This window comes from Enterobacter sp. B79-1, from assembly GCF_057444735.1.
Window position 1 is genome coordinate 379,197 of sequence record NZ_JBYAZJ010000002.1, and the last position, 17,775, is coordinate 396,971.

The following is a 17,775-nucleotide window of genomic DNA, read 5'->3' on the forward strand; positions in this document are numbered from 1 at the left end:
GCCGTGAAACGGGCGACCCTGTCAGTCGCCCGAGATACTGTCAGAAGAAGGTCTGGACCAGCAGGTAGCTCGCCGCACAGGCGCAGCTCACGCCGATCAGCCCCGGCAGGATGAAGCTGTGGTTGATGATAAATTTGCCGATGCGGGTGGTGCCTGAACGGTCAAAGCCGATGCAGGCCAGATCGCTGGGGTAGGTCGGTAAGACAAAGTAGCCGTAGGAGGCCGGGAAGAAGGCGATCAGCATTTTCGGATCGATGCCCAGCATTAACCCCATCGGGGCAACCGCAGTTAACGCCGCCGCCTGGCTGTTCACCAGTTTAGAAACCAGAAACAGTACAATGGCATAGGTCCATGGGTGGCTTTTCACGACCCCTTCCAGCGCCATTTTCAGTTCATCCAGATGCGCCTGGAAAAAGGTATCGCTCATCCACGCCACGCCAAACACCGAGAAGATCGCAACCATTCCCGCTTTAAACACCGCACCGTTCGAGATGGCAGAGGCATTCACCTTGCAGGCCATTAGCATGACAGCACCGGCAATCAGCATCATCATCTGAATGACCAGGTTCATCGAAAGCGCCGCCATTTTGCCTTTTACCTCAAAAGCAGGGCGCAATTCAGGCAGGGCACCGAGCAGAACCACGATGGCAATCCCGGTGAAGAAGATCCAGGTGGACCAGTAGGCCTGTTTCGGGAAGCGCTGATTCATGAGCGTTTCCGTGCCGCCATAGATAAATTCCCGCTGTTTCGGATCTTTCAGCTTTTCCTGAAACTCTACGTCATCCGCTAACTCTTTGCCGCGACGTAAACTCCACAGGGCCGCAATCGCCACCCCAAACAGCGAGGCAGGAACGGATACGGCGAGGATCTCCAGGATCCCCCACGCGTGACCAATCCCGTGCTGCGCGCCGAGAATCGACACCAGCGACACAACCGCGACCGATACAGGCGAGGCGGTGATGGCCATTTGCGAAGCCACGGAGGCTACCGCCATGGGGCGTTCCGGGCGGATCCCTTTTTTCAGCGCAATATCGGCAATGATGGGGAACATGGTGTAAACCACGTGGCCCGTGCCGCACAGAAAGGTCAGCATCCAGGTGGTGAAGGGGGCGAGGAGCGTGATGTGCTGCGGATGTTTGCGCAACAGACGCTCGGCGAACTGCATCATCACGTTCAGACCACCGGCAGTCTGCAGGGTGGCCGCACAGCCAATCACCGCGAGAATGGTCAGCATCACGTCAACCGGCGGTTTGCCGGGTTGAAGCCCAAAAATGAAGCTCAGAATAAACAGGCCAATACCGCTGATTAGCCCCAGTCCCATCCCGCCAAAGCGGGTCCCGACCAGCAGACAGGCAATAACAACAATAAACTCAATGGTGATCATGATGCTCCCTCGTCAAACATTATGTAATTAAATAAATCATTACACGATGTGTGGTTATTCATTGGGAGCAAGATCTGATTTGTTAAATCTCAGGCAAAGCAGGAGGTTGTGGGAGGAACCTGCCCCGGTCAGGAGCAGGTCAGTCGCGCTCAGTGGCGCTGCACGGTTACAATGTCGAGCAGATGACGGTCAGTCTGCTCCGGGCATAAACCGGCATGCTTCGCATTGCGGAGTTCGTCCGCAAGCGTTTTGAGCAGCGTACCGTCCTGCTGCTGCTCTTTGTCCATATCGCGCAGGAATTTCAGAGTAATGCTGTCGTGCTGCGCTTTGGCTTCATCAGCCAGTTTGCTGAGTGTGCTGCAGCGCTGTTCATACTCTTCAAGCGTTTTCTGGAACAATTCTTCCAGCGAAGAGTAGTTATCGTCGATCGTGTCCAGGGCTTTTACGATAGGGTTCGCCCCTGCAGCTTTCAGAAAGTTAAAGACGCGCATCATATGCGTGACGTTACTTTGCGCCTGAGTACGAAAGAACGTGGCTGAACCAGTAAGACTGTTTTCGGAGCACCACGCGCTCAAATGCAGGTGCAAATTGGAGGCGTAGAACTCCAGGTTCATTTGGGCATTCAGTTTTTGCATCATCGTTTGGGTAGTCATACTCATATCCTTATTGACTGTGGGACGTGATGTCCGCAGCTAAACCTGACCCGGCAGGTAGATAAAATCACATGGCAGAAAGCAATTCTGCATTGACGGAAATTGACCGAATATTCACATCCTGTGTTCGATATAAATAAGCATACCCTTGTCTCCGGATTAAGAAAACTCTTAATCATCCCGTATTTACCATACATTACAAATTTTAATATAGTACAGAATCTCAAACAGATGGATATAAATTAACACATCAATAACTGGTTGATTTTTAAGTGGTTTTATATATTTATTGCTCTGGGATCACAGCGTTAAATAGTGTGGTAACAGAATATTCTGCGAATAGAACAAATATGCATGATTAATTCAAAATATATTCTATGGGCGTAAAGTTGCGCTAAATCAATTTTTGCAAAAATGACGGTAATGTGATCGCCGTGCAGGATTGTTCCTGATGACTCTGTGAAAATGAAACAGTGTTTTAATATATTCCATTCACTGAGGTTAACATGGCGAACGTTGCGGTGCTGCTGGCACCTGGTTTTGAGGAAGCAGAAGCAATTATTACGATTGATATTCTGCGTCGGTTGAATATTGAGGTGGAAACCCTGGCTTGCGCAGAATCTCGGGCGGTGGTGAGCTACCACAACATCCCGATGGTGGCAGACTGTACGTTATCCGAACGTCTGAACACGCTTTACGATGCGGTGGTTTTACCCGGAGGGCCGCAGGGAAGCGTCAATCTGGCCGCAAGCCGGGAAGTCATCCGTTTTGTGTCCACACATGATGAAAGTGGAAAATTGATTTGTCCCCTCTGTTCTGCCGCAGCGCGCGTGCTGGGCGGTAATGGGTTACTCAAAGGACGCCGTTACGTCTGCTCGGGAGATTTATGGGAAACCGTAACGGACGGTGAATACGTGGATGCACCGGTCGTCGAGGATAAAAACCTGATCAGCGGTAAAGGTCTGGGCCACGCGTTTGACTTTGCGCTGACCCTTTCTGCTCGCCTGTTGGGTGACGAAGCGCCTGTCCGCGATCACGCGGATCACATCTATTACGCCTGGTAATTTCCCCGCCGGACGTGATGGCGTCCGGCTGTCAGGGACTTCTTGGCTAATCTTATGGATTATTCTGCTTAACCCCATTTTAATTGTCTGACAATTCCTGCCGTTTTTATGTCATTTTCCGCTGAATTTATGTACGCAATTACTGTAATTCTGCGGTGTGATGCCGCTCTCTTATGGATGATTAATTTCCCGCTAAAACTATCACCAGCACTAACGCTTATGACGAGGTAAGCGCTAATGTCTTGTTTTAAGTCCGATTAAATAAGAAGCACGCAAATATTCCCTACAGAAAAGATTGCTAAAGCTGGAGTTTACCATGCACAAATTTACTAAAGCGCTGGCGGCCATCGGCCTGGCTGCCGTTATGTCACAATCCGCTATCGCTGAAAATTTAAAACTCGGTTTTTTGGTTAAACAACCTGAAGAACCCTGGTTCCAGACCGAGTGGAAATTCGCCGATAAAGCCGGAAAAGATTTAGGTTTTGAAGTGATTAAAATCGCCGTGCCGGACGGTGAAAAAACCCTGAACGCCATCGACAGCCTGGCGGCCAGCGGTGCGAAAGGGTTTGTTATCTGTACCCCTGATCCGAAACTGGGTTCAGCGATTGCCGCCAAAGCACGTGGCTATGACATGAAGGTCATTGCGGTTGATGACCAGTTCGTGAACGCCAAGGGTAAGCCGATGGACAGCGTCCCGCTGGTGATGATGGCGGCGACCAAAATCGGCGAACGTCAGGGCCAGGAACTCTATAAAGAGATGCAAAAACGCGGCTGGGATGTAAAAGAGACCGGCGTGATGGCGATTACCGCTGACGAGCTGGACACGGCGCGTCGTCGTACTACCGGTTCCATGGACGCCCTGAAAGCGGCCGGTTTCCCGGAAAAGCAGATCTACAAAGTACCAACCAAATCTAACGACATCCCGGGCGCGTTCGACGCGGCTAACTCTATGCTGGTCCAGCATCCGGAAGTCAAACACTGGCTGGTGGTCGGCATGAACGACAACACCGTGCTGGGCGGCGTGCGCGCAACCGAAGGCCAGGGCTTCAAGGCGCCTGACGTTATCGGCATCGGCATCAACGGCGTGGACGCGGTCAGCGAACTGTCCAAAGCGCAGGCGACCGGCTTCTACGGCTCGCTGCTGCCAAGCCCGGATGTTCACGGCTACAAATCCAGCGAAATGCTCTACAACTGGGTGACCAAAGGGGCTGAACCGCCGAAATTCACCGAAGTGACCGACGTGGTGCTGATCACCCGCGACAACTTCAAAGAGGAGCTGGCGAAAAAAGGACTGGGCGGTAAGTAATACGTTGTGATTGTGCCCCTCATTTTTCTGAGGGGCCAGACGTACACACTACAGGAATCACGGAGTCGTTATGCAACAGTCTGATCCCTATCTCTCTTTTCGCGGCATCGGGAAAACCTTCCCCGGTGTTAACGCGCTGACCGATATCAGCTTCGACTGCCATGCCGGTCAGGTCCATGCGCTGATGGGGGAGAACGGCGCGGGAAAATCCACGCTGTTGAAAATTCTCAGCGGTAACTACACCCCCACAACCGGCACGCTGGCGATACGCGGCGAAGAGGTGGCGTTTGCCGATACGACGGCGGCTCTCAATGCCGGGGTCGCCATCATCTATCAGGAACTGCACCTCATTCCTGAAATGACCGTGGCAGAGAACATCTATTTAGGTCAGCTTCCGCACAAAAGCGGCGTGGTAAATCGTTCGCTACTCAATTACGAAGCGGGGCTGCAGCTTAAACACCTTGGGCTGGATGTTGATCCGCAAACGCCCCTGAAATATCTCTCCATCGGCCAGTGGCAGATGGTTGAAATTGCCAAGGCGCTGGCGCGTAACGCCAAGATTATCGCCTTTGATGAACCGACCAGTTCGCTCTCCGCCCGTGAAATTGAAAATCTGTTCCGCGTGATCCGCGAGCTGCGCAAAGAAGGCCGCATTATTCTGTACGTTTCGCACCGTATGGAGGAGATCTTTGCCTTAAGCGATGCCATCACCGTGTTTAAGGACGGTCGTTACGTGCGGACGTTCACGGACATGGCACAGGTTAACCATGACCAGCTGGTTCAGGCGATGGTCGGACGCGAGCTGGGCGATATTTACCACTGGCAGCCGCGCGAGTACGGCCCGGAGCGTCTGCGTCTGGATAACGTTAAAGCGCCCGGCGTACGCACGCCGATTTCTCTTTCGGTGCGCAGCGGTGAAATCGTCGGACTGTTTGGCCTTGTCGGGGCAGGGCGCAGCGAACTGATGAAAGGGTTGTTTGGCGGCACGCGGATCACACAGGGGCAGGTCTCGATTGACGGTCAAAAAATCGATATCCAGAAGCCCGCTCACGCGATCAATGCGGGCATGATGCTCTGCCCGGAAGATCGCAAAGCGGAGGGGATCATTCCGGTCCACTCGGTGCGCGACAACATCAATATCTCTGCAAGACGCAAATACATCCGCGCGGGGTGCCTGATCAATGACGGCTGGGAAGCGAGCAACGCCGACCACCATATCCGCTCGCTGAACATCAAAACGCCGGGTGCGGAGCAGCTGATCATGAACCTCTCCGGCGGTAATCAGCAAAAAGCCATTCTGGGCCGCTGGCTGTCGGAAGATATGAAGGTCATTTTGCTGGATGAGCCGACGCGCGGTATCGACGTGGGGGCAAAACACGAAATCTATAACGTGATTTATGAACTGGCAAAACGCGGCGTGGCGGTGCTGTTCGCCTCCAGCGATCTGCCTGAGGTGCTTGGCGTTGCCGACCGCATCGTCGTGATGCGTGAAGGTGAAATTGCCGGTGAGTTGCTGCATGAACAGGCGAATGAACAACAGGCGTTGAGTCTCGCCATGCCTAAAGTTAGCCAGGCTGTCGCCTGAGTAAGGAGTCAATGATGTCCTCTGTAACCACATCCGGAGCGCCGAAGTCGGCTTTCAGTTTTGGCCGCATCTGGGACCAGTACGGTATGCTGGTGGTCTTTGCCGCGCTGTTCCTCGCCTGCGCGATTTTTGTACCGAACTTTGCCACCTTCATTAATATGAAGGGGCTGGGGCTGGCAATCTCCATGTCCGGCATGGTGGCCTGCGGCATGCTGTTCTGCCTGGCGTCGGGCGATTTTGACCTGTCGGTGGCCTCGGTAATCGCCTGTGCAGGCGTGACCACGGCAGTCGTCATCAACATGACCGAGAGCCTGTGGATTGGCGTCTTTGCAGGGTTAATGCTCGGCGTGCTGAGCGGCCTGGTGAACGGGTTTGTGATTGCCCGCCTGAAGATTAACGCCCTGATCACGACGCTTGCGACCATGCAAATTGTGCGCGGTCTGGCCTACATCATCTCCGACGGGAAAGCCGTGGGGATCGAAGACGAGCGCTTCTTTACCCTGGGCTATGCCAACTGGCTGGGTCTGCCTGCGCCAATCTGGCTGACGGTCGCCTGCCTGATCCTGTTTGGCTTCCTGCTTAACCGCACCACGTTTGGCCGTAACACGCTGGCGATTGGCGGGAATGAAGAGGCGGCGCGCCTGGCGGGGGTGCCGGTGGTGCGCACCAAGATCATTATCTTTGTACTCTCCGGGCTGGTCTCCGCAGCAGCAGGGATCATTCTGGCGTCGCGCATGACCAGCGGCCAGCCGATGACCTCCATTGGTTACGAGCTGATCGTCATCTCAGCCTGCGTTTTAGGGGGCGTTTCCCTGAAAGGCGGCATCGGAAAAATCTCATATGTGGTGGCCGGTATCCTGATTTTGGGGACGGTGGAGAACGCCATGAACCTGTTGAATATTTCGCCATTCTCGCAGTACGTGGTGCGTGGTCTGATCCTGCTCGCAGCCGTGATTTTCGACCGTTACAAGCAAAAAGCGAAGCGTACCGTTTAACGCCTTTCCGCGCTTTTTATTGCTCAACTAATAACCATAGTTGACCCCTTAACCGCCCCGCCAGTTTTACTGACGGGGCGGTTGTCAAATGGCGAGCACCGTCACACTGTCTATACTTACATGGCTGTTTACTCACTGTAAGGAGGAAAAGGGTGGCTGACTTGTTAACCGCACCGCCTGTACTGCCCGGAAAATTTGCTTTCTTTTTTGACCTCGACGGAACACTCGCCGGGATAAAGCCGCATCCAGATGAGGTCGTTGTACCGGATACGGTGTTAGAGAATTTGCAGCAGCTCTCGCGGATGAACGAGGGAGCACTGGCATTGATTTCAGGGCGCTCAATGGCCGAGCTGGACGTGCTCGCCAGTCCATATCACTTTCCGCTGGCCGGTGTACACGGAGCGGAGCGCCGCGATATCCATGATCAACAGCATATTGTCTCACTCCCCGATGCCTTAATTCAGTCGCTGCATACTCATCTCTCTTCTGCTCTGGAGGCGCTGCCGGGTACCGAGCTGGAAGCCAAAGGTATGGCCTTTGCTCTGCACTATCGTCAGGCACCGCATCATGAAGCGGCAGTCTTTGCCATCGCCCGCGGCGTGGCCGATGCGCACCCGGAGCTCGCGTTACAGCCGGGGAAGTGCGTCATTGAGATTAAACCTGAAGGGATCAACAAAGGCGCTGCTATTGCGGCGTTTATGGCCGAGCCGCCTTTTCAGGGGCGTAAGCCAGTATTTTTGGGGGATGACCTGACCGATGAGGCCGGGTTTATGGTGGTCAATAAGGCCGGCGGGATGTCTGTCAAAGTCGGGCCTGGAGAAACCTGTGCCGGATGGCGGCTGGAAAGCGTCGCCAGCGTCTGGCAGTGGATATCTGACGTCGCTAACCAGCAACAACAACAAATAGCGCAACACAACGGGAGAAATCTATATGGGTCGCTTAATCGTCGTCTCTAATCGCATTGCACCGCCGGATGATAAAAAAGCCAGCGCGGGTGGCCTGGCGGTGGGGGTATTAGGTGCCCTAAAAGCCGCCGGAGGACTCTGGTTTGGCTGGAGTGGGGAAATCAGTAACGAAGACAAGCCGCTTAAGAAAGTCTCGCGCGGCAACATTACGTGGGCCTCTTTCGCCCTGAACGAACAGGACTATAACGAATATTATTCCGAGTTCTCTAATGCCGTACTGTGGCCTGCCTTCCACTACCGCCTGGATCTGGTCAAATTCCAGCGTGAGTCATATGAAGGCTATATGCGCGTCAATGCGCTGCTGGCCGATAAACTGCTGCCATTAATTAAAGAAGACGATATTTTATGGATCCACGATTATCATCTTCTGCCCTTTGCCAGAGAGTTGAGAAGACGCGGCGTCAACAACCGTATCGGCTTCTTCCTGCATATACCCTTCCCGACGCCGGAGATCTTCACGGCGCTTCCGCAGCACGACGAGATCCTGGAAGCACTGTCCGATTACGATCTCCTGGGTTTCCAGACTGAAAATGACAGGCTGGCTTTCCTCGACAGCGTGTCGGGTAAAACGCGGCTGGTTACGCATGGCGGAAAATCGCACGCGGCCTGGGGGAAAAACTTCCATACGGAGGTTTATCCTATCGGCATCGAGCCGGAAGAAATTGCCGAACAAGCGTCTGGCCCGTTGCCGCCAAAACTGGCACAGCTTAAAAATGAGCTTAAAAACGTTAAGAATATCTTTTCAGTAGAGCGCCTCGATTACTCCAAAGGCTTACCGGAGCGCTTCCTGGCGTATGAGACGTTACTGGAGAAATATCCGCAGCATCACGGCAAAATTCGCTATACGCAGATAGCGCCGACGTCGCGCGGCGAGGTGCAGGCTTATCAGGATATTCGTCACCAGCTGGAGACCGAAGCAGGGCGCATCAACGGCCGCTACGGACAGCTGGGCTGGACACCCCTTTTCTATCTGAATCAACACTTTGAGCGCAAGATCCTGATGAAGGTCTTCCGCTATGCGGACGTCGGGCTGGTGACGCCCCTGCGTGACGGGATGAATCTGGTGGCAAAGGAGTATGTCGCAGCACAAGATCCTGCGGACCCTGGGGTACTGGTGCTGTCTCAATTTGCCGGTGCGGCGAATGAGCTTACTTCAGCACTCATCGTTAACCCTTACGATCGCGATGACGTCGCGAACGCCCTACACCGCGCCTTAACCATGCCGCTGGCGGAGCGTATATCTCGCCATGCGGAGATGATGGAGACCATCCGTAAAAATGACATTAACCACTGGCAGGCTCGTTTTATAGACGATCTGCGTGAAATTGAACCGCAGAGCCATGAGGGACAGCTGCAAAAAAAGATCGCGACTTTCCCTAAACTGGCGTGATATTCCTCGGGGGCTTTATGAGCCCCCGAGAGGGACTAACAACACATCGACCTGGCTTGAGGCGACAATCGATTTCGCCGAACATGCCGCGCGCGAAAAAAAGCTTTGGTTATGATTACCGCAGATCACCAAATCAATATTCTGTTTTTGGCACAAGCTAAGAATATGTTCGTTTAATTCCCCGGTGGCAATAATGGTCTGGTGAACCGGATATTGCGCCTTTTCTACCAGTTCTCGCAGAAACTGCTGTGTTTCTTCCTGCAAAACCTCACGAATATCCTCGAGCATGGGGGCTGCCAGTTGATTGTACATTTCGGGTTCGGCTGTCAGTGTGATCAGGCTGATGCGAGCATTGGTGGGCCTGGCGATAGAAACGGCACGGGCGACGAGTTGATGACTTTCCGGCGAAACCGCAACAGAAACAAGAAGATGGGTGTAACTCATCACGCACTCCTTTGATGTCTGAACAACAAGGTTTCTTCAGCTTTACCGCGATTTCAAGACTTCCGCAAGGGGGGAATAAGGCATTAGTGTGAAGCTTATCATAATTATTCATTAATTATTCTTATAAGAAGAATAATTGCAAAGTGTGTCCAAATGAAAAAAATTAACAACTTAACGTAAATCACACTTTTTTTAGTCAGTCGCGTTAAATCGTTTTAACCTGTTATAAACACAATTTGAATGATCACGCAGTGAAATAAATTTTATGCACTTTTTTCATAACTATATGTTTTTACTAAGTAATGGAAGTGTGACTGCCAGATGTACGCGATGTGAATGATTGGCGTAGTCAATATAAGCAGAAAAAGCAATTGCTATGCCGTATCTGTTCATACGCATGCATGAGTATTCGCTCTTCAAGAATATAAAACAGTCTCGTTTGGTGAAATTTTGACCAAATTACAAGTCATACTGATGGATTTATGGAGAATATTCACTTAAATTGTGTGACGTAGATCACATTTTTTTTAAATTTGAGGATGGCTGCATTGTATGTGTCAAAACTGACGAGTAGAGTTTGCGTCGAATTAGGAAAAATCTTAGTTATTTGTAAGAAATGATAAAACGATATGAGGCGCAGCTGCGTTTCAGCTGTTGTACGTTTTGCTGAATACAAACCTAAATTCAACTATGCATTTAGCCTTTTCTTTTTTATACCGGGTGATTTCCCGGCGACATCACGGGGTGCGGTCTTTCCGCATAAAAATAATAGTTGGTTATTCGGGATGGGAACAATGCATACATCCGAGTTGCTAAAACATATCTATGACATCAATTTGTCATATTTACTGCTCGCGCAGCGTTTGATTAGTCAGGACAAAGCGTCCGCGATGTTTCGTCTGGGTATTAACGAAGAGATGGCAACCATGTTGGGGGGATTAACACTCCCGCAAATGGTCAAGCTGGCAGAAACGAATCAACTCGTTTGCCAGTTCCGCTTTGATAATCCGCAGACAATCACGCGTCTGACCCAGGAATCCCGCGTTGACGATCTTCAACAGGTCCATACCGGTATTCTTCTCTCCACACGATTGCTCAGCGAAATCAGCCAGCCTGATGACGTTGCCCGTAAGAAAAGGGCATAAAAATGAGCGAGAAAAGCATTGTTCAGGAAGCGCGTGATATACAGCTGGCAATGGAGCTGATTACGCTGGGTGCTCGTTTACAAATGCTGGAAAGCGAGACTCAGCTGAGCCGTGGTCGTCTCATCAAACTGTATAAAGAATTACGTGGTAGTCCACCGCCTAAAGGAATGCTGCCGTTCTCAACGGACTGGTTTATGACCTGGGAACAGAATATCCATGCATCGATGTTCTGTAACGCCTGGCAGTACCTTCTGAAAACCGGTTTGTGTAGCGGCGTCGATGCCGTGATCAAAGCGTATAAACTTTACCTTGAACAATGCCCTCAGCAGGAAGATGGACCCCTGCTGGCACTGACCCGCGCATGGACGCTGGTGCGTTTTGTTGAAAGCGGAATGCTTGAACTGTCTCGCTGCAACTGCTGCGATGGCAATTTTATTACCCATGCTCATCAGCCTGCTGGCAGCTTCGCCTGTAGTTTATGCCAGCCTCCATCCCGCGCCGTAAAAAGACGTAAACTTTCCCGGGATGCTGCCGATATTATTCCACAACTGCTGGATGAACAGATCGAACAAGCTGTTTAACCCGAACGTGTGGGCAAGATTCCAGCAGCGGTAAGCAATTACCGCTGCTTTTTTTTACCCCGCATTCCGGTAACGCTGTCGAAATGAACGTCCTGCCTTAGTCACTAGCGGAAGGATGATGTCGTGCTTATCTTATTAGGTTACCTGGTAGTTCTCGGTACAGTTTTCGGCGGTTACATGATGACCGGCGGGCACCTTGGAGCACTCTATCAACCGGCTGAACTTATTATCATCGGCGGTGCAGGGGTAGGGGCTTTTATCGTTGGTAACAACGGTAAATCGATCAAGGGCACGCTGAAAGCGATTCCGTTGCTGTTCCGTCGCTCGAAATACACCAAAAGCATGTATATGGATCTGCTGGCGCTGCTCTATCGCCTGATGGCGAAGTCACGTCAGCAGGGCATGTTCTCGCTGGAGCGTGACATCGAAAACCCGAAAGAGAGCGAAATCTTCGCCAGCTATCCACGTATCCTGGCTGACGCGATGATGCTGGATTTTATCGTCGATTACCTGCGCCTGATCATCAGCGGCAACATGAACACCTTCGAAATTGAAGCGCTGATGGACGAAGAGATCGAAACCCACGAAAGCGAATCTGAAGTGCCAGCCAACAGCCTGGCGCTGGTGGGCGACTCGCTTCCGGCGTTTGGTATCGTTGCGGCGGTGATGGGGGTGGTTCACGCGCTGGCCTCGGCGGATCGTCCGGCGGCAGAGTTAGGTGCGCTGATTGCCCACGCGATGGTCGGGACTTTCCTCGGTATCTTGCTGGCGTACGGTTTTATCTCCCCGCTGGCGAGCGTTCTGCGTCAAAAGAGCGCGGAAACCACCAAAATGATGCAGTGCGTGAAGATCACGCTGCTCTCCAACCTCAACGGTTACGCACCACCGATCGCCGTCGAATTTGGCCGTAAAACGCTGTACTCCAGCGAGCGTCCGTCGTTTATCGAGCTTGAAGAACACGTGCGTGCGGTGAAAAACCCAAACCAACAGACGACAACTGAGGACGCATGAAAAACCAGTCCCATCCGATCGTCATCGTAAAAAAGCGCAAGCATAAGGGGCACGGACACGGTTCCCACGGCTCGTGGAAAATTGCTTACGCCGACTTTATGACTGCCATGATGGCGTTCTTTCTGGTGATGTGGCTGATCTCCATCTCCAGCCCGAAAGAGCTGATCCAGATTGCGGAATATTTCAGAACGCCGCTGGCAACGGCAGTGACCGGTGGGCCGCGCATTTCGAACAGCGAGAGCCCCATTCCTGGCGGTGGCGACGATTACACCCAGCAGAAGGGTGAAGTGAAAAAAGAGCCAAACATCGACGATCTGAAAAGACGAATGGAACAGGCGCGCCTGAAGAAACTGCGTGGCGATCTCGATCAGCTGATTGAGGCGGACCCGAAACTGCGCGCGTTGCGCCCGCACCTGAAGATCGATCTGGTGCAGGAAGGTCTGCGCATCCAGATTATCGACAGCCAGAATCGCCCAATGTTTAAAACCGGCAGTGCGGAAGTCGAACCGTACATGCGCGATATTTTACGCGCCATTGCCCCGGTCCTGAACGGCATTCCTAACCGAATCAGCCTGTCAGGCCACACGGATGATTTCCCGTACGCCAGCGGTGAGAAGGGATACAGCAACTGGGAGCTTTCTGCCGATCGTGCCAACGCCTCGCGTCGCGAGCTGGTGGCGGGTGGGCTTGATGATGGCAAGGTTCTGCGCGTGGTCGGCATGGCAGCAACCATGCGCGTCACCGACCGCGGGCCGGACGACGCCATCAACCGTCGTATCAGTCTTTTAGTGCTGAACCAGCAGGCGGAGCAGGCCATCCTGCATGAAAACGCCGAAAGTCAGAATGAGTCACTGGACGATTTAAAACAGCCTGGGGCCGTTCCTTCGGCTGCCGTTCCAACATCGCCACCAGCCAATCCGAGGTGATAGCGTGAGCATGGATATTAGCGATTTTTACCAGACATTTTTTGATGAAGCCGATGAACTGTTGGCCGATATGGAGCAACACCTGCTGGACCTGGTGCCTGAAGCACCGGATTCAGAGCAGCTCAATGCCATTTTCCGTGCAGCGCATTCTATTAAAGGTGGTGCAGGGACCTTTGGATTTACCATTTTGCAGGAAACGACCCATTTAATGGAAAACCTGCTGGATGAAGCACGACGCGGTGAGATGCAGCTCAATACCGACATTATCAACCTGTTTTTGGAAACCAAAGATATTATGCAGGAACAGCTCGACGCCTATAAAAGTTCGGCAGAGCCTGATGCCGCCAGCTTTGAATATATCTGCAACGCGCTGCGCCAGCTGGCGCTGGAAGCAAAAGGTGACGTGGTCGCTGCCGTACCGGCGGCGAAGCTGAGCGTTGTTGATGCCATGGCCGCACAGGATGCGGCGCCCGTTGCCGACCGCCCGGCGAAACTGCGCGTGGTGTTATCCCGTCTTAAAGAGAGCGAAGTCAACCTTCTCGAAGAAGAACTGGGCAACCTGGCGACATTGAGCAACGTGGTGAAAGGTAAAGACAGCCTCGCCGCGACGCTGGATGACGGTATCAGTCAGGACGATATTGTGGCGGTGCTGTGCTTTGTTATCGAAGCCGACCAAATTGCCTTTGAAACTGAAGCCGCGGCAGTCGATGCCCCTGTCGCAGTGGAAGAGGTCGCACAAGCGGCTGCGCCTGCCGTCGTACCGGCCGCGCCTGCATTAAAAGCCGTGCCGAAAGATACGGCTGCACCTGCTCGGGGTGAAAAACCGGCCGCGCGCTCCAGCGAATCCACCAGCATCCGCGTGGCGGTTGAGAAGGTTGATCAGCTGATTAACCTCGTCGGTGAGCTGGTGATCACCCAGTCAATGCTGGCACAGCGTTCTAACGAACTGGACCCGGTAACCCACGGCGATCTCATTACCAGCATGGGTCAGTTACAACGTAACGCCCGCGATCTGCAGGAATCGGTGATGTCCATCCGTATGATGCCGATGGAATATGTCTTCAGCCGCTTCCCGCGTCTGGTGCGCGACCTGGCCAGCAAGCTCAATAAGCAGATCGAACTGACGCTGATGGGCAGCTCCACCGAGCTGGACAAAAGCCTGATTGAACGCATCATTGACCCGTTAACGCACCTGGTGCGTAACAGCCTCGACCACGGCATTGAGTTGCCGGAAAACCGCGTGGCGGCGGGGAAATCCCCTGTCGGAAACCTGATTCTTTCCGCGGAACATCAGGGCGGAAACATCTGCATCGAAGTGACCGATGACGGCGCGGGCCTGAACCGCGAGCGTATTCTCGCGAAGGCGATTTCGCAGGGCATGGCGGTTAACGAAAACATGACCGACGAAGAAGTGGGCATGCTGATCTTCGCGCCGGGCTTCTCAACCGCCGAGCAGGTGACTGACGTGTCCGGGCGCGGCGTGGGCATGGACGTGGTGAAACGTAACATCCAGGAGATGGGCGGCCACGTTGAGATCCAGTCTAAACAGGGCTCTGGTACCACCATTCGCATCCTGCTGCCGCTGACGCTGGCGATCCTTGACGGCATGTCAGTCAAAGTGGCGGACGAAGTCTTCATTCTGCCGCTGAACGCGGTGATGGAATCCCTGCAGCCACGTGAGGAAGATCTGCATCCGCTGGCGGGCGGCGAGCGCGTGCTGGAAGTGCGCGGCGAGTATCTCCCGCTGGTTGAACTGTGGAAAGTGTTCGAAGTGGACGGCGCGAAAACCGAAGCCACGCAGGGCATCGTGGTGATCCTGCAAAGTGCCGGTCGCCGCTACGCGCTGCTGGTCGATCAGCTGATTGGTCAGCACCAGGTGGTGGTGAAGAACCTCGAAAGCAACTACCGCAAAGTGCCGGGGATTTCTGCTGCGACCATTCTGGGCGATGGCAGCGTGGCGCTGATCGTCGATGTGTCGGCGCTTCAGGGATTAAATCGTGAACAACGTGTGGCGTACACAGCCGCCTGATTAAGTAGAAGGTAAAAACATGACCGGTATGAGTAATGTAACGAAGCTGGCGGGCGAGCCATCAGGGCAGGAATTCCTGGTATTCACTTTGGGCGATGAGGAGTACGGCATCGATATCCTGAAAGTGCAGGAAATTCGTGGTTACGATCAGGTTACCCGCATCGCTAACACGCCTGCGTTTATCAAAGGCGTGACCAACCTGCGCGGCGTGATCGTGCCTATCGTCGATCTGCGCGTGAAGTTCAGCCAGGGCGACGTGGAGTATAACGACAACACCGTGGTGATCGTCCTCAACCTGGGGCAGCGCGTGGTGGGTATCGTGGTTGATGGCGTCTCTGACGTGCTCTCCCTGACCTCTGACCAAATCCGTCCTGCGCCGGAATTTGCGGTCACGCTGTCGACCGAATACCTGACCGGTCTGGGCGCGCTCGGCGAGCGTATGCTGATTCTGGTGAACATTGAGAAGCTGCTGAACAGCGACGAGATGGCGCTGCTGGATATCGCCGCGAGTCATGTAGCATAAAACAAAGCCGGGTGGCGCTGACGCTTACCCGGCCTACGTGTTCGAGCTATTTGTAGGCCGGGTAAGGCGAAGCCGCCACCCGGCTTTTTCATACCGTTACGCTTCCTGCTTTACCAGCTCAGCTTCAGCTTCCGCTTCCCGCGCACCTTCATTCTGCGACAGCATCGCGGTCGCAATACCATTCCCCAGCACGTTAATCGCCGAACGTCCCATATCCAGGAAGTGGTCGATGCCCATCAACAGCAGAATACCGGCCACCGGAATATTAAAGCTCGGAATGGTTGCTGCCAGCACCACCAGCGACGAGCGCGGTACGCCCGCAATGCCTTTTGACGCCAGCATCAGAGTCAGCATCAGAACCGTCACTTCCGAGAAGCTCAGGTGAATGTTGTATGCCTGGGCGATAAACATCGAGGCGAAAGAGCAGTACACCATCGAGCCCACCAGGTTAAAGGAGTAACCAATCGGCAGGACGAAAGAGGCAATACTGCGCGAGCAGCCAAAACGCTCCAGCTGTTCCAGCGTTTTAGGGTAGGCGGCTTCAGAGCTGCTGGTGGTAAAGGCCACCAGGACCGGATCTTTAAGCATGCTGACCAGGCGAAACACCTCTTTTTTCAGCACCATGTAACCCACGGCCAGCAGCACCATGCAGGTCAGCAGGATCGCCACATAGTAGCCGCCGATAAAGGAGGCGTAGTTCAGCAGAATGCCCAGACCCTGCGTGGCGATGACGGAGGAGATCGCCGCGAAAATGGCCAGCGGCGCAACGTACATCACGTAACCCGTGACCTTCAGCATGATATGGGAAACCACATCCAGCGCGGCCACCAGCGGCGCGTTGAATTTCTGCCCCAGCGATGCGCCAGCAATGCCGAAGAACATTGAGAACACCACAATCTGCAGGATCTCATTGTTCGACATCGCCCCTGCGATACTGGTCGGAATGGTGTGCGACAGGAAGGCTTTCAGCGTCATGCCGCTGACGGCCAGGCCGGTATCCACAGCTTCTGTCGGCACCGTCAGGTTCAGACCGCTTCCTGGATGCTCGAGGGTGACGATAAACAGCCCCACCAGAATAGAGAGCACGGATGAGCTGATAAACCACACCATCGCTTTGCCGCCTACGCGGCCAATGGTGGAGGTTTCGCCCAGCTTCATAATGCCCACGGTCAGCGTGCTGAAGACCAGAGGCGCAATCACCATTTTGATCAGACGGAGGAAAATATCGGTCAGAAGGGTAATATTATCCGACCAGGCTTTGATGGCATCCGCAGATGCATATTCATGAATTGCTGCCCCTGAAAGAATACCCGCCAGCATGAATATCACGATGAAGAGTGTGAGTTTGTTTGCACTTGCCACGAAAAAAGACCCTCTATGCGCTTCAGATGTAGCCCGCGTCGATACATATAAATTTTTTATTACGAAACGGGAAATTATTCGGCCCATAAATTGACGCAAAGCGTAGGGGGATACAACTCCTTTTTAAGTTTTATTAAATTTGTTGTGAATGCCCTGACGATATATTGTGATTAAGATCACACTTTAATGGATATATTCTCTCCTGATAAAACTAAATCGCCGCCTGAAAACATTTAACTCTCTGTTATTTATAAAGATAGGGAGTCAATAAGACATATGGCTTATGTGTAATGGGGAAGGTGGTCGAAGCGATATCCGTAAACTAAATTCTCAATAACCCCCCTCAGAGGAACCTTAAGCGGGGCTAACATCTTGAACAGCAAAAATAAAATGTGGCAAGGGAACGGCGACG

The 17,775-nt window shown here is 53.1% G+C and carries 16 protein-coding genes; 12 read left to right on the top strand and 4 right to left on the bottom strand.

The annotated features are described in order from the left end of the window. Positions 1 to 40: 40 nt before the first annotated feature. Together AC2T6E_RS09615 and AC2T6E_RS09620 are read right to left on the bottom strand one after the other, a co-directional pair. Positions 41 to 1,384 carry an anaerobic C4-dicarboxylate transporter gene (locus tag AC2T6E_RS09615; protein ID WP_126816292.1) on the bottom strand — a complete coding sequence of 448 codons (1,344 nt, stop codon included), beginning with the start codon at positions 1,382 to 1,384 and terminating at the stop codon, positions 41 to 43. A gap of 149 nt (positions 1,385 to 1,533) precedes the next feature. Then, entirely contained in the window at positions 1,534 to 2,037 is a 504-nt protein-coding gene (locus tag AC2T6E_RS09620; protein ID WP_108417562.1) for a non-heme ferritin-like protein, read from the bottom strand. A gap of 506 nt (positions 2,038 to 2,543) precedes the next feature. On the opposite strand from AC2T6E_RS09620, the gene AC2T6E_RS09625 reads away from it, so the two are divergent. The 6 genes from AC2T6E_RS09625 (at position 2,544) to otsA (ending at position 9,342) form a co-directional block, all read left to right on the top strand. Continuing rightward, complete coding sequence (locus AC2T6E_RS09625; RefSeq protein ID WP_108417563.1) at positions 2,544 to 3,101, top strand: DJ-1 family glyoxalase III; 558 nt, start codon at positions 2,544 to 2,546, stop codon at positions 3,099 to 3,101. A 316-nt stretch (positions 3,102 to 3,417) separates the two neighbouring features. Beyond that, entirely contained in the window at positions 3,418 to 4,407 is a 990-nt protein-coding gene (araF, locus tag AC2T6E_RS09630; protein WP_049006600.1) for an arabinose ABC transporter substrate-binding protein AraF, read from the top strand. Positions 4,408 to 4,477: 70 nt separating this feature from the next. Continuing rightward, positions 4,478 to 5,992 (top strand): L-arabinose ABC transporter ATP-binding protein AraG, encoded by a 1,515-nt coding sequence (gene araG / locus AC2T6E_RS09635; protein ID WP_010432479.1) that lies wholly within the window; start codon positions 4,478 to 4,480, stop codon positions 5,990 to 5,992. A gap of 14 nt (positions 5,993 to 6,006) precedes the next feature. Continuing rightward, positions 6,007 to 6,987 carry an arabinose ABC transporter permease AraH gene (gene araH, locus AC2T6E_RS09640; protein ID WP_010432481.1) on the top strand — a complete coding sequence of 327 codons (981 nt, stop codon included), beginning with the start codon at positions 6,007 to 6,009 and terminating at the stop codon, positions 6,985 to 6,987. Positions 6,988 to 7,139: 152 nt separating this feature from the next. Then, on the top strand, positions 7,140 to 7,943 hold the full coding sequence (gene otsB / locus AC2T6E_RS09645) for a trehalose-phosphatase (RefSeq protein WP_108417565.1): 804 nt from the start codon (positions 7,140 to 7,142) through the stop codon (positions 7,941 to 7,943). Then, the gene (gene otsA / locus AC2T6E_RS09650) at positions 7,918 to 9,342 is read left to right on the top strand and encodes an alpha,alpha-trehalose-phosphate synthase (protein WP_486691491.1); all 1,425 of its coding nucleotides are present in this window, start codon (positions 7,918 to 7,920) and stop codon (positions 9,340 to 9,342) included. The genes otsB and otsA overlap by 26 nt, the downstream gene beginning before the upstream one ends. Before the next feature lie 15 nt (positions 9,343 to 9,357). Here otsA and uspC read toward each other — a convergent pair whose 3' ends face one another. Further along, positions 9,358 to 9,786, bottom strand: coding sequence for a universal stress protein UspC (gene uspC, locus AC2T6E_RS09655; RefSeq protein ID WP_010432484.1), 429 nt, complete (start codon positions 9,784 to 9,786; stop codon positions 9,358 to 9,360). A 794-nt stretch (positions 9,787 to 10,580) separates the two neighbouring features. Here uspC and flhD point away from each other — a divergent pair. From flhD to cheW, 6 genes are all read left to right on the top strand, one after another. Then, entirely contained in the window at positions 10,581 to 10,931 is a 351-nt protein-coding gene (gene flhD / locus AC2T6E_RS09660; RefSeq protein WP_010432485.1) for a flagellar transcriptional regulator FlhD, read from the top strand. Then, positions 10,928 to 11,512 carry a flagellar transcriptional regulator FlhC gene (gene flhC, locus AC2T6E_RS09665; protein WP_172411157.1) on the top strand — a complete coding sequence of 195 codons (585 nt, stop codon included), beginning with the start codon at positions 10,928 to 10,930 and terminating at the stop codon, positions 11,510 to 11,512. The genes flhD and flhC overlap by 4 nt, the downstream gene beginning before the upstream one ends. A 123-nt stretch (positions 11,513 to 11,635) precedes the next feature. After that, entirely contained in the window at positions 11,636 to 12,523 is an 888-nt protein-coding gene (gene motA / locus AC2T6E_RS09670; RefSeq protein ID WP_008500417.1) for a flagellar motor stator protein MotA, read from the top strand. Further along, on the top strand, positions 12,520 to 13,449 hold the full coding sequence (motB, locus tag AC2T6E_RS09675) for a flagellar motor protein MotB (protein ID WP_126545465.1): 930 nt from the start codon (positions 12,520 to 12,522) through the stop codon (positions 13,447 to 13,449). The genes motA and motB overlap by 4 nt, the downstream gene beginning before the upstream one ends. A 4-nt stretch (positions 13,450 to 13,453) precedes the next feature. After that, positions 13,454 to 15,478, top strand: coding sequence for a chemotaxis protein CheA (gene cheA / locus AC2T6E_RS09680; protein WP_260662211.1), 2,025 nt, complete (start codon positions 13,454 to 13,456; stop codon positions 15,476 to 15,478). 19 nt (positions 15,479 to 15,497) lie between these two features. Continuing rightward, the gene (gene cheW / locus AC2T6E_RS09685; RefSeq protein WP_010432502.1) at positions 15,498 to 16,001 is read left to right on the top strand and encodes a chemotaxis protein CheW; all 504 of its coding nucleotides are present in this window, start codon (positions 15,498 to 15,500) and stop codon (positions 15,999 to 16,001) included. Positions 16,002 to 16,097: 96 nt separating this feature from the next. Here the strand turns inward: cheW and AC2T6E_RS09690 are convergent, their stop codons facing one another. Next, the gene (locus AC2T6E_RS09690) at positions 16,098 to 17,363 is read right to left on the bottom strand and encodes a dicarboxylate/amino acid:cation symporter (protein ID WP_042716086.1); all 1,266 of its coding nucleotides are present in this window, start codon (positions 17,361 to 17,363) and stop codon (positions 16,098 to 16,100) included. Positions 17,364 to 17,775 lie beyond the last annotated feature (412 nt).